General features: G+C 56.0%; 19 protein-coding genes. 14 read left to right on the forward strand and 5 right to left on the reverse strand.

Annotation, left to right across the window (positions count from 1 at the left end; all coding sequences use genetic code 11):
* Positions 1 to 27: 27 nt before the first annotated feature.
* Positions 28 to 876 (forward strand): HTH-type transcriptional regulator BhcR, encoded by an 849-nt coding sequence (gene bhcR / locus ABLN94_RS23030; protein ID WP_352996815.1) that lies wholly within the window; start codon positions 28 to 30, stop codon positions 874 to 876.
* On the opposite strand, the gene ABLN94_RS23035 is transcribed toward bhcR, so the two are convergent.
* From ABLN94_RS23035 to ABLN94_RS23045, 3 genes are all read right to left on the reverse strand, one after another.
* Entirely contained in the window at positions 857 to 1726 is an 870-nt protein-coding gene (locus tag ABLN94_RS23035) for a bifunctional allantoicase/(S)-ureidoglycine aminohydrolase (protein WP_352996817.1), read from the reverse strand. The two genes, bhcR and ABLN94_RS23035, sit on opposite strands and share 20 nt — an antisense overlap.
* 232 nt (positions 1727 to 1958) lie before the next feature.
* Positions 1959 to 2252, reverse strand: coding sequence for a DUF1330 domain-containing protein (locus tag ABLN94_RS23040; protein WP_352996819.1), 294 nt, complete (start codon positions 2250 to 2252; stop codon positions 1959 to 1961).
* The gene (locus ABLN94_RS23045) at positions 2245 to 2937 is read right to left on the reverse strand and encodes a GntR family transcriptional regulator (protein WP_352996821.1); all 693 of its coding nucleotides are present in this window, start codon (positions 2935 to 2937) and stop codon (positions 2245 to 2247) included. The genes ABLN94_RS23040 and ABLN94_RS23045 overlap by 8 nt, the downstream gene beginning before the upstream one ends.
* 102 nt (positions 2938 to 3039) lie before the next feature.
* Here ABLN94_RS23045 and ABLN94_RS23050 point away from each other — a divergent pair, with 102 nt between their 5' ends.
* From ABLN94_RS23050 to ABLN94_RS23080, 7 genes are all read left to right on the forward strand, one after another.
* Positions 3040 to 3642: an amino acid synthesis family protein gene (locus ABLN94_RS23050; protein ID WP_352996823.1), complete on the forward strand. Its 603-nt coding sequence runs from the start codon at positions 3040 to 3042 to the stop codon at positions 3640 to 3642.
* Positions 3614 to 4441: an alpha/beta fold hydrolase gene (locus tag ABLN94_RS23055; protein WP_352996825.1), complete on the forward strand. Its 828-nt coding sequence runs from the start codon at positions 3614 to 3616 to the stop codon at positions 4439 to 4441. Before ABLN94_RS23050 ends, ABLN94_RS23055 begins: the two co-directional genes overlap by 29 nt.
* Positions 4438 to 5373 (forward strand): flavin reductase family protein, encoded by a 936-nt coding sequence (locus ABLN94_RS23060; RefSeq protein ID WP_352996827.1) that lies wholly within the window; start codon positions 4438 to 4440, stop codon positions 5371 to 5373. The genes ABLN94_RS23055 and ABLN94_RS23060 overlap by 4 nt, the downstream gene beginning before the upstream one ends.
* 6 nt (positions 5374 to 5379) lie before the next feature.
* Positions 5380 to 6417, forward strand: coding sequence for an LLM class flavin-dependent oxidoreductase (locus tag ABLN94_RS23065; protein WP_352996829.1), 1038 nt, complete (start codon positions 5380 to 5382; stop codon positions 6415 to 6417).
* 14 nt (positions 6418 to 6431) lie between these two features.
* Positions 6432 to 7895: an aldehyde dehydrogenase gene (locus ABLN94_RS23070; protein ID WP_352996831.1), complete on the forward strand. Its 1464-nt coding sequence runs from the start codon at positions 6432 to 6434 to the stop codon at positions 7893 to 7895.
* Positions 7896 to 7961: 66 nt separating this feature from the next.
* A complete protein-coding gene (locus ABLN94_RS23075) occupies positions 7962 to 9629 on the forward strand; it encodes a BCCT family transporter (protein ID WP_352996833.1) in 1668 nt (555 codons plus the stop codon).
* A 68-nt stretch (positions 9630 to 9697) separates the two neighbouring features.
* Positions 9698 to 11146, forward strand: coding sequence for an NAD-dependent succinate-semialdehyde dehydrogenase (locus ABLN94_RS23080; RefSeq protein WP_352996835.1), 1449 nt, complete (start codon positions 9698 to 9700; stop codon positions 11144 to 11146).
* Positions 11147 to 11333: 187 nt separating this feature from the next.
* Here ABLN94_RS23080 and ABLN94_RS23085 read toward each other — a convergent pair whose 3' ends face one another.
* On the reverse strand, positions 11334 to 12254 hold the full coding sequence (locus ABLN94_RS23085) for a LysR family transcriptional regulator (RefSeq protein ID WP_352996837.1): 921 nt from the start codon (positions 12252 to 12254) through the stop codon (positions 11334 to 11336).
* Positions 12255 to 12367: 113 nt separating this feature from the next.
* On the opposite strand from ABLN94_RS23085, the gene ABLN94_RS23090 reads away from it, so the two are divergent.
* The 4 genes from ABLN94_RS23090 (at position 12368) to ABLN94_RS23105 (ending at position 14976) form a co-directional block, all read left to right on the forward strand.
* Complete coding sequence (locus ABLN94_RS23090) at positions 12368 to 12982, forward strand: nitroreductase family protein (protein ID WP_352996839.1); 615 nt, start codon at positions 12368 to 12370, stop codon at positions 12980 to 12982.
* 8 nt (positions 12983 to 12990) lie between these two features.
* Complete coding sequence (locus tag ABLN94_RS23095) at positions 12991 to 13944, forward strand: DMT family transporter (RefSeq protein WP_352996841.1); 954 nt, start codon at positions 12991 to 12993, stop codon at positions 13942 to 13944.
* A gap of 502 nt (positions 13945 to 14446) precedes the next feature.
* Complete coding sequence (locus ABLN94_RS23100) at positions 14447 to 14677, forward strand: type II toxin-antitoxin system CcdA family antitoxin (RefSeq protein WP_352996843.1); 231 nt, start codon at positions 14447 to 14449, stop codon at positions 14675 to 14677.
* On the forward strand, positions 14677 to 14976 hold the full coding sequence (locus ABLN94_RS23105; RefSeq protein WP_352996845.1) for a CcdB family protein: 300 nt from the start codon (positions 14677 to 14679) through the stop codon (positions 14974 to 14976). Before ABLN94_RS23100 ends, ABLN94_RS23105 begins: the two co-directional genes overlap by 1 nt.
* A gap of 48 nt (positions 14977 to 15024) precedes the next feature.
* Here ABLN94_RS23105 and ABLN94_RS23110 read toward each other — a convergent pair whose 3' ends face one another.
* A complete protein-coding gene (locus tag ABLN94_RS23110; RefSeq protein WP_352996847.1) occupies positions 15025 to 15171 on the reverse strand; it encodes a hypothetical protein in 147 nt (48 codons plus the stop codon).
* Positions 15172 to 15198: 27 nt separating this feature from the next.
* On the opposite strand from ABLN94_RS23110, the gene ABLN94_RS23115 reads away from it, so the two are divergent.
* Complete coding sequence (locus tag ABLN94_RS23115) at positions 15199 to 15648, forward strand: tetratricopeptide repeat protein (RefSeq protein ID WP_352996849.1); 450 nt, start codon at positions 15199 to 15201, stop codon at positions 15646 to 15648.
* A gap of 9 nt (positions 15649 to 15657) precedes the next feature.
* Entirely contained in the window at positions 15658 to 16047 is a 390-nt protein-coding gene (locus ABLN94_RS23120) for a hypothetical protein (protein WP_352996851.1), read from the forward strand.
* Positions 16048 to 16350 lie beyond the last annotated feature (303 nt).

Raw genomic sequence — 16350 nt, forward strand, 5'->3', positions numbered from 1 at the left:
TCTTTCACAAATGATCAGATGGTTTTTATGGATTCTCAAGATAATGGTTCCGGACCCCGTCGAAAAGCCAGGGGAAGGCCGCGGGGATGGGATGACAAGACAGCGCAGAATACGATCAAATCCTTGGATCGGGCGATGGAGGTTTTTGAGTATCTGAGCGAGGAACAAGGCAAAGCTTTATCTACGCTGTCCGAGGAAATGAGTCAGTCTCCGGCTACCGTTTATCGTATTCTCGTGACGCTTGAAGGCAGGGGATTGGTTGAATTCGATCACGACGAGCAGGTCTGGCATATTGGCCCCAAAGCGTTTGTCATTGGTTCACGCTTCTTACGACGCACCAGCCTCGTAGATCGGGCCAGGCCGGTTATGCGCAAGCTGATGGAAGCCACGGGCGAGACCGCCAATCTGGGTGTTGAAAAAGAAGGCTCTGTGCTTTTCCTGAGCCAAGTGGAAACGCATGCCAGCATTCGCGCATTCTTTCCGCCCGGCACGCTGTCGCCGATGCACGCATCGGGGATCGGGAAAGCGTTGCTGGCTCATATGGATGAAGACAGGTTGGACCGACTTTTGGCCGCGGTGGATTTACAGGCCTTCACGGACCGGTCGATTACCAGCGCTGAGACGCTGAAAAAGGACCTCGCATCTATCAGAGCGCAAGGCTTCTCGGTGGACAACGAGGAAAAGAACACGGGTATGCGATGCATTGCAGCTCCGGTCTTTGACATCAATCGCGAGGCGATTGCCGGTATCTCGGTGTCCGGACCCACCAGCCGGGTGAGCGAGGCCGAGATTGAACGGCTAAGCCGCCCCGTTATCGAGGCGGCTCATCAGTTGACTCTGGCCATCGGCGGGACAGTTACTCTGCCGCGGTCCTAAGGCGTTGATTTTGCGGATATGCGGCAGGTCCCGGTCGCAGTGCCATGTGCCGGTTTACATCCTTGTAGAGCAGATAGCGAAACTTGCCCGGTCCACCCGCGTAGCATGCCTGCGGGCAGAATGCGCGTAGCCACATGTAATCGCCGGCCTCCACTTCGACCCAGTCATTGTTCAACCTGTAAACTGCTTTTCCTTCCAGAACATACAGACCGTGTTCCATCACATGGGTTTCCAGAAATGGGATGACGGCGCCTGGCTCGAACGTCACTATGGTTACATGCATGTCGTGACGCAAATCGCTTGGGTCCACAAACCGTGTCGTGGCCCATTTGCCATCTGTCCCCGCCATGGGCGTTGGTTCGATGTCGTTTTCGTTGAGGATCAGAACATCAGGCTTATCCAGCCCTTCGACCGCTTCGTAAGCTTTCCGAATCCAGTGGAACCTCAGTGTTTCCTCGGCACGGTTGTGTAAGGTCCATTCACTTGCAGGAGGCAGATAAGCATAGCCGCCCGGGGTCAGTTCATGGGTCTCGCCCTGAACACTCAGGGTCGCTGTGCCTCCGACGACGAACAGAACCCCCTCGGCTTCGGGGTCGGTTTCGGGTCGATCGGAACCACCGCCGGGTTGAACTTCCATAATATACTGCGAAAATGTTTCGGCGAACCCACTCAGCGGACGTGAAATGACCCACAGGCGTGTGCCTTCCCAAAATGGCAGAAAACTGGTCACAATATCCCGCATTGTGCCCTTAGGAATCACGGCATAAGCGTCAGTAAAAGCAGCCCGATCAGTTAACAGTTGTTCCTGTCCGGGATGCCCTCCGTGCGGTGCAAAATACTTGGTGCTCATGTATGCTCCTGAAGATATACTACTTGCCCTAAATATGGTCCGGGCTAAGAGCATGAACCACCCGCAAAAATGCAACAGCTCTATTCAGGAAGATTTGAAAAATCCGCACTTCGCAAGCGACAAGACGTACGTGGAATGGTCCTCCGCATTCGCAGAGAAAGGCGTCCAGTAGATACCGGTTGCAGTGAGAGCGATTTCCAAAACGACTACACCGTACATGAAAGGGCTCCACTCAAAGGCCTTCGATCAATGCGATATCTGCCATACACGCGGCTTCGCGTTTCGCGCGGGCGGCGCGATATTCATCTGAGGCGTAGCAGGCACGGGCAACCTCAATGCTATCAAACTCAATAATGACACGTCGCTGCCAGACTTGGCCTTCGAGGGTTTCCGCTTCGCCGCGCGCCAGAAACCGGGCTCCGAATTTGCTGAACGCCTCGGGCGCAAGAGCCTGATACCCCTGGTATGCGTCAGGGTCGGTAACTGTGACGTTTGCTATCCAGTACCCTTTACGTGGCTCAGTCATCTTTTGCGCTTTCTTCTGAGGCGAACAGGCGTTCGGCAATTGCTGTGGTGTCACTCAGGTGGCGTTCAACCGCGGCGCGGGCGGCGGCAGGGTCGCCGGAGGTGATCGCGTCACAGATGTCTTCCATATAGGTAATACCGGGGCGTTCGCGGTCAGCTGACGACAGTGTCATCATTCTCAGGCGGCTGATCCGGCCATTCAGTCGCTGAACAACGTCCCAAGCGATGTAGTGGCCCGCGCCATCGAAAATCTCTGAATAGAAGTCGGATGTCGCACGAAACAAGGCGCCGGGAGTTTTGTCGGAAAATCCGCGTCTGAGGTTTTCCAACGCTTTGCGTAGACCACGCGCCCGATCCGGAGTGATATTGCGGGCGCAGTTCTCCGCCGCCGCCGTCTCTAACATGCGACGGATATCGTAGATTTGGCGCGCATCCTCCCAACTCATGACCGCCACGATCGGGCCACGGCCGGGAAGAATTTCGACCAACCCTTCGGCCTCAAGATACCGGATAGTCTCGCGGATCACGGTTCTGCTGACGCCCAGTTGATCGCACAACGGACGTTCGACAAGCCGTTGTCCTGGCTGGAAAATACCTTCGATGATCGCCTCTCGCATACGTTCCTGCACCATGTCGCGCAGGGTCGCAGGCGGGTGATCTATTTTTGTCAGTTTTGGTGCACTCATGTTGGGCAAGTTATCGGACCGTTCAATTTCCTACAAGGTATGATTGACAGGTGATATGATGGTATACCATATTCCGACCTATCGAATCGCAAGGAAAGAATCATGCCCGCTGAAATCCGCAAAACACTGCTGCATGTCGAAAACACCCTGATCGAAGGGGGTAAGATCGCTGAGACACCGCTGAAGATGATTGCTGCGGTTGCGGTGATCCGGAACCCGTGGGCAGGGCAGGGTTTTGTTGAAGATCTGAAACCCGCGATCCACGATTGCGCACCCGGCCTGGGTTCGATGCTGACCGACATGGTGCTTGAGGCCGCTGGCGGTGGAGGCAAGGTCGAAGGTTACGGCAAAGCCGCCATCGTGGGTGTGAACGGTGAAGTAGAGCATGGCTCGGCCCTGATCCACACTCTGCGCTTTGGAAATTTCTACCGCGAAGCAGTGGGTGCAAAATCGTATCTGGCCTTCACCAATACCCGTGGCCCGGCAAATGCCTCGATGCAAATCCCGCTGATGGATAAGAACGATGGCGGTCGTCGCAGCCACTATCTGACCATTCAGCTGCAAGTGGCAGATGCACCCGCACCGGATGAGATCATGATTGCTCTGGGTGCATCCATCGGTGGCCGTCCGCATCACCGCATTGGTGACCGGTATCAGGATCTCAAGGAACTGGGTCATGACGTCGACAACCCTGCAGCTGTCTGAGCCATTCGGTCAGATCGCATACCGCGAGGCCGGGCTTTCCCATTCAGGGAAGGCCGCGCCGGTGGTTCTGATCCACGGCGTTGGCATGCAATCCGCGGCGTGGGGCCCTCAGATCGAGGCGTTTTCGAAGACGCACCACGTCATTGCGCTGGACATGCCGGGGCATGGGGGAAGTGACCGGATTCCATCTGGCTCTGACCTGCCGGTGTTTCTGGATTGGCTACTGGCCGTTCTGGATGCCCTCAAGCTTGAGCGGGTCAGTCTGGCCGGACATTCCATGGGCGCGCTGATCGCAGGCGGGTTTGCCGTGTGCCATCCGGAGCGGGTTGCTCGCGTGGCCCTGTTGAACGGCGTGTTCTGTCGGGACGAGGCCGCAAGCAGATCCGTCGTCGCACGGGCCGAACTGATCGGAACCGGGTCTTTCGATCTGGAAACGCCTCTGCGTCGCTGGTTTGGCGATACGCCGATCGAACAAGCCGCACGCGATGAGGTCGCTAACTGGCTGTCCGAGGTGAACATTGACGGCTATGCTACTGCCTACGGGGCCTTCGCACGCGGCGATGCGCTATATTCAGACGGGTTCAGCAAGATCAGATGCCCGCTGCTGGCGTTGACCGGAGATGACGATCCGAACTCGACCCCAGCCATGTCGCAAGCGATGGCCGACGCCGCCCCCTACGGACGCGCTATTATTATCGAAGACCACAGGCATATGGTGAACATGACGGCTCCGAACGTGGTCAATGCCGCGCTGACGGACTGGTTGCACACGCCATCTGAACAGGGTGAACTGACATGATCGAATTCGACCCAACAACACTGCAAAACCCACGCGCCCTGCGCAGTGCCTTTGGCTCATTCATGACCGGGGTAACGGTTGTGACGTCACATGACGACGCGGGCAACCCGCTGGGATTTACCGCAAACTCTTTCACCTCGGTGTCGCTGGATCCACCTTTGGTTCTGGTTTGCCTAGCGAATACCTCCAGCAATTACGAGACCTTCGCAAAAACCTCGAAGTATGCCATCAACATCCTGTCCGAGGCACAGATCGAGGTGTCGAACACCTTCGCCCGCCCGGTCGAAGACCGTTTCGCAACTGTCGAGTGGCAACCCGGCCCGCATGGCTCACCCATTCTGGATGACGTGTCTGCGTGGTTCGATTGCGCCGTGCACAAGACCGTGGATGCAGGCGATCACCTGATCCTGATTGGTGAAGTCAAAGCTTTCAATCAGGACATCGCGCCGGGTCTGGGCTATGCCCGCGGCGCCTATGTTACCCCGGCGGCTGAGGCTAAGGCGCTCAGCAAACGCTCGGATACGGTTGTCTCGGCTCTTATCGCACGGGACGGCAAGGTTCTGCTGCAGGACGATGGCGGTGGCCACCTGACAATTCCGAAAACCGACAACGTCTCAGAAGGCGCGAACGCCGCGCTGGCAAATCTGATCAGCGAGAGCGGTGTGACGGCAGAACCGGGATTTATCTACTCTGTTTTTCAGGATGAAGCGCGCAAACATCAACACATCTCATTCCTGTGTCAGGCTGACGAAGGCGAACCGGCAAACGGTGTTTTTACTGAAATCACCGAGTCCACTTTGATGGATGTTGCCGATCCGGCCATCTGTACGATGCTGGAACGGTTCGCGGCCGAAAGCCACATGGGGAATTTCGGGGTGTATTACGGCAACGAGGTGAGTGGCGAGGTCAAACCGCTCACCGCTGGGAGTTAAGTTGACATGAAATTCTCACTCTTTGCGCATATGGAACGGATCTCGGACGATCAGGACCAGAAGCAGTTGTATGACGAGTTCATCCAATTGTGCAAAATCGCTGATGACGGCGGTATGCACGCGGTTTGGACTGGTGAACACCACGGGATGAACTTTACTATCGCGCCGAACCCGTTCCTGAACCTGATCGACGTGGCACGCCACACCAAGAACGTGCGTCTGGGCACCGGCACTGTAATCGCGCCGTTCTGGCATCCGATCCGTCTGGCGGGTGAAGCGGCGATGACCGACATCATCACCGAGGGCCGTCTGGACCTGGGCATCGCGCGCGGTGCGTATAGCTTTGAGTACGAGCGCCTGATGCCCGGCATGGACGCCTGGGAAGCTGGTCAGCGTATGCGCGAACTGATTCCCGCAGTGAAAGGACTGTGGGAAGGCGACTATGAGCATGATGGTGAATTCCACAAATTCCCCAAAACCACTTCGGCCCCGCAACCGGTGCAGGAAGATGGCCCGCCGATGTGGGTGGCAGCGCGTGATCCCAACAGCCACGAATTTGCTGTTTCGAATGGCTGCAACGTGCAGGTGACCCCCCTGTGGAACGGCGATGAAGAAGTCTCTAGCCTCATGACCAAGTTCAACGATGCTTGCACCAAGTTTCCGGATGTACAGCGGCCCAAGATAATGCTGCTGATGCACACCTATGTGGCATCTGACGACGCGGATGTGAAACAGGCCGCGGTCGAGCTGAACCGGTTCTACAACTACTTCGGCGCCTGGTTCATGAACAAGCGCGACATCTCGCAGGGTCTGATCGAACCGCTGAGCGACGAAGATATCGCCGCGCATCCATTCTACACCCCCGAGAATATGGAACGCGATCTGGTCATCGGCACCGTCGATACCGTCATCGACCGCCTACGCAGCTATGAAGCGTTGGGTTATGACGAGTATTCGTTCTGGATCGACTCCAGCATGCCGTTCGAGCGGAAGAAAGCCTCGCTTGAGCGCTTCATCAAAGATGTCATGCCAGCGTTTCAGTAAAGGGGTGTCCTAAAATGCAGCAGTTTCAACAGTATATTGACGGCACCTTCTCGGATGGTGTGACCCAGTTCGACAGTCTGGACCCGGCTACCGGCGCAGTCTGGGCAAAGATGCCTGAAGCCAGCGCGGAAGATGTCAATCAGGCTGTTGAGGCTGCTGAGCGCGCGTTTTTCTCGCCGGAATGGGCGGGGATGACGCCGACAGCGCGTGGCAAGCTGCTGTCCCAGTTGGCGGACTTGATTTCGGAGAATGCTCCGCTTCTGGCTGAGCTGGAAACTCGCGACACCGGCAAGATCATTCGTGAGACGTCGGCGCAGATTGCTTATGTCGCCGATTACTACCGATATTACGCCGGGCTGGCCGACAAGATCGAAGGGGCGCATCTGCCCATCGACAAGCCGGACATGGAGGTCTGGTTACGTCGCGAACCCATCGGTGTCGTGGCCGCTGTGGTGCCGTGGAACTCTCAATTGTTCCTATCGGCAGTGAAGATCGGCCCGGCACTGGCAGCAGGTTGTACCGTAGTGTTGAAAGCCTCGGAAGAGGGGCCAGCACCGATGTTGGAATTTGCCCGCATCTTTGATCAGGCCGGGTTCCCCAAAGGCGTGTTGAACGTCATAACCGGCGGGCCGGTTGCGGGCGCGACCCTGACCAGCCATCCCAAAGTCGCTCATGTCGCCTTTACCGGAGGGCCGGATACCGCGCGTCACATCGTGCGGAATTCGGCTGAGAACCTGGCCTCGACCTCGTTGGAGTTGGGCGGCAAGTCACCGTTCATTGTGTTCGAGGATGCCGATATCGAAAGCGCTGTAAACGCGCAGGTCTCGGGGATTTTTGCAGCGACCGGCCAAAGCTGCGTCGCTGGTTCGCGGCTTGTGGTGCAAGCTTCGATCAAGGATAATTTCCTCGCGCGCCTTAAAGAGAAGGCCGAGGCGGCGGTGATCGGCACCCCTGATGATATGGCGACCGAGGTCGGCCCGCTCTGTACCCTGCGCCAGCGTGACAATGCTTTGGACCTGATCAAGCGTTCCGTGGCGCAGGGGGCCAAGCTGATTACCGGCGGCCATCCCATCGACCGCGACGGATTTTACTTTCCGCCGACCATTCTGGATTGTTCCGACGTGCCTGACGCGGACAGCCTGACAAACGAATTCTTCGGTCCGGTTCTGTCGGTCGTGTCTTTCGAGACCGAAGCCGAGGCCGTCGCCATCGCGAACAACACCCAATTCGGGCTTGCCTCGGGCCTGTTCACCCAGAACCTGACCCGAGCCCATCGCATGATCCGCGCCATTCGAGCCGGGATCGTCTGGGTCAACACCTATCGCGCCGTCAGCCCCATCGCACCGTTTGGGGGCCACGGCCTGTCCGGCCACGGGCGCGAGGGCGGCCTGCAGGCAGCGCTGGATTACACCAAGATCAAGTCAGTCTGGTTGCGCACCAGCGACGATCCGATTCCGGATCCGTTCGTCATGCGCTGACGCAAACTTTCCCGCTGCGTGAAGGGACACGCAGCACGTTCGTCAATCAATGGGAGGAATACGAACATGGCTGGAACTCCAGCCCCCAAAAATGGTGACCACCTGGTCTCGGATAAGGGGGTATTCAAAGGGCTGCACAATGGGATGAGCATCGCATCCAAAGCGATGGTTGCAGCCTTTGTTCTCTTCACTATTCTCAATGTCGACTTCGCCAGCAGTGTCTACAAAGGCGTACGTTCGTGGGTCGAAGGGGCGCTGAGCTGGTACTACATCAGTTCGGTCGTTATCCTGTTCTTCGTCTGCCTGTTCCTGATGTTCAGCCGGTTCGGTTCGATCCGTCTAGGCGACGATGACAGCCGCCCGGAATTCAGCAACTTCTCGTGGTTCGCCATGTTGTTCTCGGCAGGTGTCTCGATCGGCATCCTGTTCTTCGGCATTGCCGAGCCGCTGTTCTATTTCGACAATGCGGCAGGCTGGGGCTATCCGAACAACCCGTTCGCGGATGCCGCCGGACACACGGAAATGAACGTACAGCGCGCGGTTGACGCAGTTGTAGTCACGAACTTTCACTGGGGCCTTCACGGCTGGGCGATCTACACCATGACTGGTCTGGCATTGGGGTATTTCGCGTTCCGCAAGAAGCTACCTTTGACCTTCCGGTCGGCGTTGTACCCAATCTTGGGTGATCGTATTTATGGCCCGGCGGGTCACGCGGTTGACCTGCTGGCCGTGTTCGGCACGGTGTTCGGTATCGCGACCTCGATGGGTCTGGGCGTGACCCAGATGGCCGAAGGTCTGAACGTGCTGTTCAACACCGGCACGGGCACCACACTGAAGGTAGTATTGGTCGTCGGAATCTCGATCGTTGCCACGCTGTCCGCCGTGTCGGGTATCGGCAAAGGCATCCGGATCCTGTCCGAATGGAACATCATTCTGTCGATCCTGCTGGTGCTGTTTTTTCTGTTCGCAGGTCCGACGCAGTGGCTGATCGGTTTCTTTATGAACGCAGTGGGAGACTATGCAACCGGCCTGTGGTCGATGGGTTTCTGGACCGCGTCCGAGCCGGGTGATGTTGCCTGGCAGGGTGGATGGACCATCTTCTACTGGGGCTGGTGGCTGAGCTGGGCACCGTTTGTCGGCATGTTCGTGGCACGTATCTCGAAAGGTCGCACCATCCGCGAGTTCATGCTGGGCGCCATGTTCGTTCCCACCACGATGGCCTTCATCTGGATTTCGATCTTTGGCGGCAACGCGCTGTTCATCGAACTCAACGCAGCCGATGGCATTGGCTCTGCCGGTCTGATCGACATGGTCAACAGCTGGAACCTCGGCGGTACGCTGTATGGAACCATCGAGCTGCTGGCGGCCAATGGCACACTGTCCTGGATCGTCTCGGCGCTGGCCACGTTCCTGCTGGCCACGTGGTTCATCACCAGTTCGGACTCGGGCACGCTGGTCGTGACCACGATCCTATCCATGGGCAATGCCCACCCGCCCAAGCTGCACCGGATCGTCTGGGGCACAGCGCAGGGTCTCGTAGCGGCTGTTCTGTTGATCGCAGGTGGTCTGTCCGCCCTGCAAACAGCGGCAATTGCGGCGGCGCTGCCGATCTCGATCCTCGTTGTTCTGATGGCCTGGGGCGTGATCAAATCGCTGGTCGAGGACAGCTCTGCTGCGTCGAGCCCTGCTATAGCACCGGATGGCACCGCAATAGACGGCGACCTGCACGCCTAAGACACCACTCACACCACAACAAACGGGCGGGATCAGTCTCGCCCGTTTTACTCTGACCGGAGACACCCATGCTGCCTTTGAACCGATCCGACCTTTTGATCGACACCGCATACCTGAACGGAGAATGGGTTCAGCGCGAGACCCGTTTTGATGTGACGAACCCTTCGACTGGCGCGCTTTTGGAGCGGGTTGCCGATTGCTCCTCCGACGATGCGCACGCGGCAATCCAAGCGGCCGAGCAGGCGCAGAAAGACTGGGCGCGGCGTACCGGGAAGGAGCGTGCGGCAATCCTGCGCAAGTGGTTCGACCTTATGGTTGCCCATGTTGACGATCTGGGTGCGATCCTGACGGCAGAGATGGGCAAACCGCTGGCCGAGGCCAAAGGTGAAATCCTCTATGGGGCCAGCTTTGTTGAATGGTTCGGCGAAGAAGCAAAGCGCGTCTATGGTGATACCATTCCGGGCCATCAGCGCGACAAGCGTATCATGGTCATCAAACAACCCGTCGGCGTTGTCGGGGCCATTACTCCGTGGAATTTCCCTAATGCGATGATTGCCCGCAAAGTTGCCCCGGCATTGGCGGCAGGCTGTGCGATGGTTGTGAAACCTGCTGCGGAAACGCCTCTGTCGGCGCTTGCCATGGCGCGGCTAGGGGAAGAGGCCGGTATCCCGCCGGGCGTGTTTTCTGTGGTTACGTCCACGGACGGAGTTGGGGTCGGCAAAGCCTTTTGCGAGAACCCGATCATGCGCAAGATCAGCTTCACCGGATCGACCCGCGTCGGCAAAATCCTGATGGAGCAGGGGGCGGCGCAGATCAAAAAGCTCTCATTGGAGCTTGGTGGTAACGCGCCCTTCATCGTGTGCGACGATGCCGATCTGGACAAGGCGGTCGAAGGAGCGATGATCTCGAAATTCCGCAACGCTGGGCAAACTTGCGTCTGCACCAATCGCATCTATGTGCAGGACAGCATACACGACGCCTTTGTCGAACGGCTGAGCGCTGCTGTTGCGTCCTTGACAGTGGGCGATGGCTTCGTAGACGGGTCCGTCATCGGGCCGCTTATCACCCCAGCCGCAGTTACGAAGGTGTCCGAACACATCGACGACGCAGTCGCCAAGGGGGGGGCTGTCATAACCGGCGGCGCTGCACATGAACTGGGCGGGACGTTTTTCCAACCGACGGTGATCACCGGTGTCACGTCCGATATGGCCGTCGCGCGGGAAGAGACATTTGGCCCTCTGGCCCCGGTATTCCGGTTTACGGACATAGCCGAGGCGATCGCAGCAGCCAATGACACCGAGTTTGGTCTGGCGTCCTACGTCTATACGCAGAATCTGTCGCAGGTCTGGCGGTTCATGGAAGAGCTCGAATACGGAATGGTTGGCATCAACACTGGCCTAATTTCCACCGAAGTGGCCCCGTTTGGCGGGATCAAGGAAAGCGGCCTGGGACGTGAGGGCTCAAAGTATGGGATCGACGACTACCTTGAGCTGAAATACTGCTGCTTGAACGTTTAGAGCAATACTTCTGTTGATGGTCGAGGTTACGCCTCACCATCTCGATTGGCATCGGGCAGTTCAAGGACGAACACCGGTAGAAAAAGCGGGCAGAGACGTAGGCCTTTTACCGCTTCCAATCCAAGAAGCCGCGCCAGATCTATTTGGAACCGTCACTCCCGTTTGGTCGGGGCGAGTTATCAGGGCATCATGGTCCAGAGACTTCGGGCTTCGCGTCTGATTTTCGTGACAGTTCTTCGACCAGAAAGTCGAGGAAAACACGCACTTTTGAATCTACGTAGCGTCGGGACGGATATACAGCATAAAGCGCGGTTTCGTTTGGTTTCCAGCTTTCCAGCGCAGCGCACAGACGGCCCTTGGCCAGATCATCTGCAACATACATGTGGGGGATCAGGCTAAGGCCGAATCCAGCCCGCAGAGCATCGCGAACAGCGATGCTTGAAGACACCCGGTAGCGGCCTCTGATCGCCACGTTTTCGGTTTTGTTGTCTCGGCGGAAGGACCACTTCGTGGCATGACCCGACAAGCTGAACTGAATGCAGTTATGGCGGGTCAAGTCCTGTGGGTGTTCGGGCCATCCATACTTTTCGAAATAGGATGGAGCGCCGCACAGGACATGATCCATGGTTTTCAATTTGCGCGCGATAAGGCTGGAATCTTCCAGATTATCGCTGCCGCGCAGGGCGATGTCGAAGCCTTCCTCGATCAGATTTACACGGCGGTCATCTAGATTCAGATCCAGCGTCAGATCAGGATATTGATGCAGAAATCTTGGAATGGCGTCCGAAAGGCTTACAAGCGTGACGGTCATCGGAGCGCTGACGCGCAGTGTTCCACTGGGATGGTCCTGACCGGCCAACAGTGTGCCTTCAGCTTCTTCCAGATCATCAAGCACGCGGGACACACGTTCAAAATACAGCGTTCCGGCCTCGGTCAAGCTCATCCGGCGCGTCGTTCGATGGATCAGACGCGTGTACAGGTGCGCCTCTAGCTCGTTGATATTTTTGCTGACCGCGGCGGGGGACAGGCCTAGATGGCGGGCGGCGGCGGCAAAGCTACCGAGGTCGGCAACAGTTCTAAACACGGTGAGGGCGGTCATACGGTCCATGATTATTCACTATCAGTGAATTCTTTAGCTATCAATTGTCGTATTATCTACCATGCGGAAAGGGCGTAAATCTCTAGGCGAGCCTGAAATTCAGTCAGACAGGAGAGCCTGACATGACCCCCGCAAGAACTCCAGATCACCCAATCGCTCCATTGTTTCTGTCGCGCTGGTCACCACGCGCATACGATGCCTCGGATTTGCCGGTAGCGGATTTGCTTACCATCCTTGAAGCAGGCCGTTGGGCACCATCTGCCTACAACGTCCAACCTTGGAGGTTCCTCTACGCCTTGCGAGGCGACACGTATTGGCAGAGTTTCCTCTCTCTGCTCGATCCGTTTAATCAGCGATGGGCGGGCGAGGCTTCGGCCTTGATTTTCTTACTATCGGATACGGTCATGCCGGGTGATGAAACCCGCCCTATGACGCGTTCGAAATACCATAGTTTTGATGCCGGTGCGGCCTGGATGCAAATTGCATTGCAAGCAACCTCCTTAGGATATGCGGCACATGCAATGGCAGGTCTGGATTTCGAGAATGCGTCGAAAGTGCTGGGTTTGTCTAAACGCTTTAATCTGGAAGTCGGGATTACGATTGGACGCCGTGCCGAAGCTGCAAATCTGGCGGACGATTTGAAAGCACGAGAAGTACCGAGTGGCCGGCGATCGTTGGAGCAGATGGCCTTCGCAGGCCCCTTTCCAGAACGTTTCAATGTGATCGCGGCGGAATAGGGGGCATCATGTCGGCACATCAATCCTCTGGTTCAGCTTGGCAGGTTCATGGCCTAATGTTGGGGGCGGCCTTTCTGGTGGCAACGTCATTCCCGGTCGTGGCGGCAATCACAGGCCACCTCGACAGTGGAGTCCTCACCTTTATTCGCTTTGCCCTGGCAACAGCGCTGTTTGGCCCCGTCGTTGCCTGTCGATACGGGTTGAGTCGACCAAACCTTCGCGATCTGCTGCGCTATAGCCTTCTGAGTTTTCTTTTGGTTACGTTTTTTTGGTGCATGTTTACATCTCTCCGCCTGACGACCCCGTTGAACACGGCGGCGATATTTGCCTTGAACCCATTCATCACGGCAGCCGTTGCCGCAGTGTTGCTGCACGAGAAGATGTCGTTATCAGCGCGTGTTTTGCTGCCTATCGGAGCTGTTGGAGCGACTTGGATCGTCTTCCGGGGTGATCTTTCGGCGTTCTTGTCGCTTCGGATCGGTGCCGGGGATATCTTTTTTTTAGCCGGTACGATCGCGTTGGCCACGTACACGACATTGGTAAAAGTCTTGCATCGGGGTGAGCCGATGGCCCAAATGACATTCTGGATTCTTGCAACGGGCACGATTTGGTTGTTCCTGTTGACGTTCTCCAAATTGAACGACATTCAATGGGCCACCGTCCCCGGCAGCGTCTGGGTTGGGATCACCTATCTTTCGATTTTCACCACGATCGTAACGTTTTTTGTGTTTCAGTGGAGCACCACAAGGATCGGGCCGACCCGCGTTGCGGCCTACACCTTTCTGAATCCGGCGTTGGTGCTGCTCATTGGCCTTACTTTCGGAGACATACAGCCTCCTCTGACAACATGGCCCGGCGTGTTTCTCGTGGTAGGCGTTACAGTTGCACTTCAGACAAACTTGACGGGCGGTGCCCAGAAGCCGAGATCGCGATCTGGTAAAGCAGCAAGAAACTGGCTCTGACCAGTGTTGTGTAGACCAGATGCGATCATGTCGAAGGTCAACAATTCAGTGTCGGTCGCACACGGGTTTCCCGAATGCTCAAAATCCGCAAAGCGTCCGACAAATGCAAGGTCGTTTTCCTTAGCCAAGTCAAACGCAGCTACAAAAAGGTGGGTGTGGCAACATTATAGTGGGAGTTTGAAGATCCTAATGTCATAATGCCATAATGTCTGCGCCGAACATGCGCTCCAAGCAATCGGACGCTCCGGATAGGTTCTGGCCGGGATCTTCGGTCAACCCAGATGCCGTCAAAAAGACCCTGACGACCATGGAAAAGACAGCATCCATGATTGGCTTTGACCCAACTAAAAACTGGTAGCCGGTTCAATGGAGAAAATCTTTTTTTCGGGCATCAAAGCCAGAACTTTGGGTCATTGGATCTTAAATGTTGCGTTGCATGTGTGCCCACATTTGACGCGCATGTTTTGTGCGGGTATTTTTACCACAAATTGAGGTCCATCGCATGAACACACATTCCAGAAAACCGACCAATCTGTCGCTTGACAGTGTTTTGCTGGCCGAGGCCAAATCACTGAAAGTGAACCTTTCTCGCGCAGCGGAAGAGGGGGTGCGTGCAGCAGTAGCAGCAGCAAAAGCTGAACAGTGGAAAGCGGAAAATGCTTCGGCTCTTAAAAGTTCCAATTCCTATGTTGAGAAGAATGGGTTGCCTTTGGATAACTTTCGACAGTTCTGATGCCGAAATACGATGTATTCCCCAATCCATCCGGTGATGGTTTTCTGTTGGACGTCCAGACGGACCTCCTGAGTGATCTGAATACGCGTGTTGTGGTGCCGCTACTGCCAATATCGGAAGCCCCGAAGCCTGCGACTCGTCTCAATCCGATTTTCGAAGTCCAAGGTGAACGAGTTGTCATGGTAACTCAGTTTCTGGCGGCCATACCCCTTGGGGTCTTGAAGCCCCAAGTGGGAAATTTGGGCGACGAGTTCGACCAGATCACAATAGCTATCGATATGCTCCTGCAGGGTTTCTGACTGTTAAACCATCAAGCCAACTGGCCCTTGTTATTAACATAAGATGGATTATGCGCCTTTCTCGACTTTAAGGGCAGCGTCATTATTACTGATGAAGTTTACGACCTCATCAACGATGAGGGTGAAAGGCGAAAGGCATATCTCTTTGCCGTCGAGCTTTATCAGAACGAGTTTTTTGAGCAGGCTGTTCATCATTTCAGATCTCTAGCAAAAGATGGGTATTTGCCGGCGCAATATGCTCTCGCGCGCATGCTGGAAACCCCAGAGAGTGATGAGATCGCTCGGGATATTGATGAGGCACTCCACTGGTACACTGAAGCGGCAAATGAGGGATATGCGAACTCAATCTACCACCTGGGGGCCGGCTATTACCAAGGGGGAAGCTTTGGGCAAGACGATGCACTTGCTAGTGAATGGCTCTCTATTGGGTCGCGCAGGGGCGATGTGAACTCTCAAGCGCAATTGGGTTTGATGTATGCGAATGGAAGGGGTTTCGAAAGAGACCTCAAGAGAGGGATGATGTGGTTGCTCGTCTCTCTTCGGTTTGGTCACGACGATGAGAGACAAGTGGATGTCCTCAATAAAATTGCCGCCGCACTTCCTTATGAAGACGTCAAGCAGGCCGAACATATGGCCCAAGAATGCATCATGGGCTTCTTTGAGCATTGCTGAGGAAAAAAGATGAATAATATTGTTAAGTTGTGTGCCCTCGTCTACTCATTGGGTGTTTCCGCCCAGGCTGAAGGGGTGTGGCCTCCGGAGCCTCTCGTTCGAGATCGCGAACCTCATGTTCTGAAGATCGACGCCAATACGGTGCTCTGCGAGGTCCAGTGGGATGGTCACAGAGAGAACGGAGAGATTCTGGATATTTCCGCAGAGGCGGACCTCTATATCGAGAGTGTCTTGATTTCCATGTCGGGTGAGTATGTGTTCATCAGCTCCGACCCGGTTCAGGTGTTCGGGCCAACGCAGCATTTTCAATATATCGACGATGGTGTGGAAGTGGAGCTTACGCTTTTCGGCCATGCGTCAGACTCTGGAGATAAGCTCCTTGAGCTCAGCGAAGTATGACACTTGTCCTTTGAAGATAAAGTCAGGAATGATTTCTGGGGTCGTCTTTTTTGCCCTTAGTGGGCTTGTAATGATCTTTGAAGGGCCTCTGTTTGTCGGATTTTCCCAAGCACGGCCCTTTTTCCTTTTTGGCAATGACGCGAATGAACCATTGCTCAATGACACAGGAAACTCGCTTTTTCTTCCGCTTTGGGGCTCTCTGCGGACCTCGGAGGCAGCGCGGCAATCCTCTGATATGGTGCCTCGTCAACGTCGGGTTGTCGCTTTGGGAGGGCATGGCGGATCGGAGGATCAGTCATGGAA

This window comes from Ruegeria sp. SCP11, from assembly GCF_040329455.1.
Taxonomy (GTDB): domain Bacteria; phylum Pseudomonadota; class Alphaproteobacteria; order Rhodobacterales; family Rhodobacteraceae; genus Ruegeria; species Ruegeria atlantica_E.

Excerpts from the sequence above, each read along its gene's own strand:
- ABLN94_RS23095 (WP_352996841.1), top strand. The coding sequence starts at position 12,991 with ATGTCGGCACATCAATCCTCTGGTTCAGCTTGGCAGGTTCATGGCCTA.
- ABLN94_RS23110 (WP_352996847.1), bottom strand. The coding sequence starts at position 15,171 with ATGATGAACAGCCTGCTCAAAAAACTCGTTCTGATAAAGCTCGACGGC.
- ABLN94_RS23060 (WP_352996827.1), top strand. The coding sequence starts at position 4,438 with ATGATCGAATTCGACCCAACAACACTGCAAAACCCACGCGCCCTGCGC.
- ABLN94_RS23040 (WP_352996819.1), bottom strand. The coding sequence starts at position 2,252 with ATGACTGAGCCACGTAAAGGGTACTGGATAGCAAACGTCACAGTTACC.
- ABLN94_RS23070 (WP_352996831.1), top strand. The coding sequence starts at position 6,432 with ATGCAGCAGTTTCAACAGTATATTGACGGCACCTTCTCGGATGGTGTG.
- ABLN94_RS23055 (WP_352996825.1), top strand. The coding sequence starts at position 3,614 with ATGACGTCGACAACCCTGCAGCTGTCTGAGCCATTCGGTCAGATCGCA.
- bhcR (WP_352996815.1), top strand. The coding sequence starts at position 28 with ATGGATTCTCAAGATAATGGTTCCGGACCCCGTCGAAAAGCCAGGGGA.
- ABLN94_RS23075 (WP_352996833.1), top strand. The coding sequence starts at position 7,962 with ATGGCTGGAACTCCAGCCCCCAAAAATGGTGACCACCTGGTCTCGGAT.
- ABLN94_RS23085 (WP_352996837.1), bottom strand. The coding sequence starts at position 12,254 with ATGGACCGTATGACCGCCCTCACCGTGTTTAGAACTGTTGCCGACCTC.
- ABLN94_RS23065 (WP_352996829.1), top strand. The coding sequence starts at position 5,380 with ATGAAATTCTCACTCTTTGCGCATATGGAACGGATCTCGGACGATCAG.
- ABLN94_RS23035 (WP_352996817.1), bottom strand. The coding sequence starts at position 1,726 with ATGAGCACCAAGTATTTTGCACCGCACGGAGGGCATCCCGGACAGGAA.
- ABLN94_RS23105 (WP_352996845.1), top strand. The coding sequence starts at position 14,677 with ATGCCGAAATACGATGTATTCCCCAATCCATCCGGTGATGGTTTTCTG.
- ABLN94_RS23080 (WP_352996835.1), top strand. The coding sequence starts at position 9,698 with ATGCTGCCTTTGAACCGATCCGACCTTTTGATCGACACCGCATACCTG.
- ABLN94_RS23100 (WP_352996843.1), top strand. The coding sequence starts at position 14,447 with ATGAACACACATTCCAGAAAACCGACCAATCTGTCGCTTGACAGTGTT.
- ABLN94_RS23090 (WP_352996839.1), top strand. The coding sequence starts at position 12,368 with ATGACCCCCGCAAGAACTCCAGATCACCCAATCGCTCCATTGTTTCTG.
- ABLN94_RS23050 (WP_352996823.1), top strand. The coding sequence starts at position 3,040 with ATGCCCGCTGAAATCCGCAAAACACTGCTGCATGTCGAAAACACCCTG.
- ABLN94_RS23045 (WP_352996821.1), bottom strand. The coding sequence starts at position 2,937 with ATGAGTGCACCAAAACTGACAAAAATAGATCACCCGCCTGCGACCCTG.
- ABLN94_RS23120 (WP_352996851.1), top strand. The coding sequence starts at position 15,658 with ATGAATAATATTGTTAAGTTGTGTGCCCTCGTCTACTCATTGGGTGTT.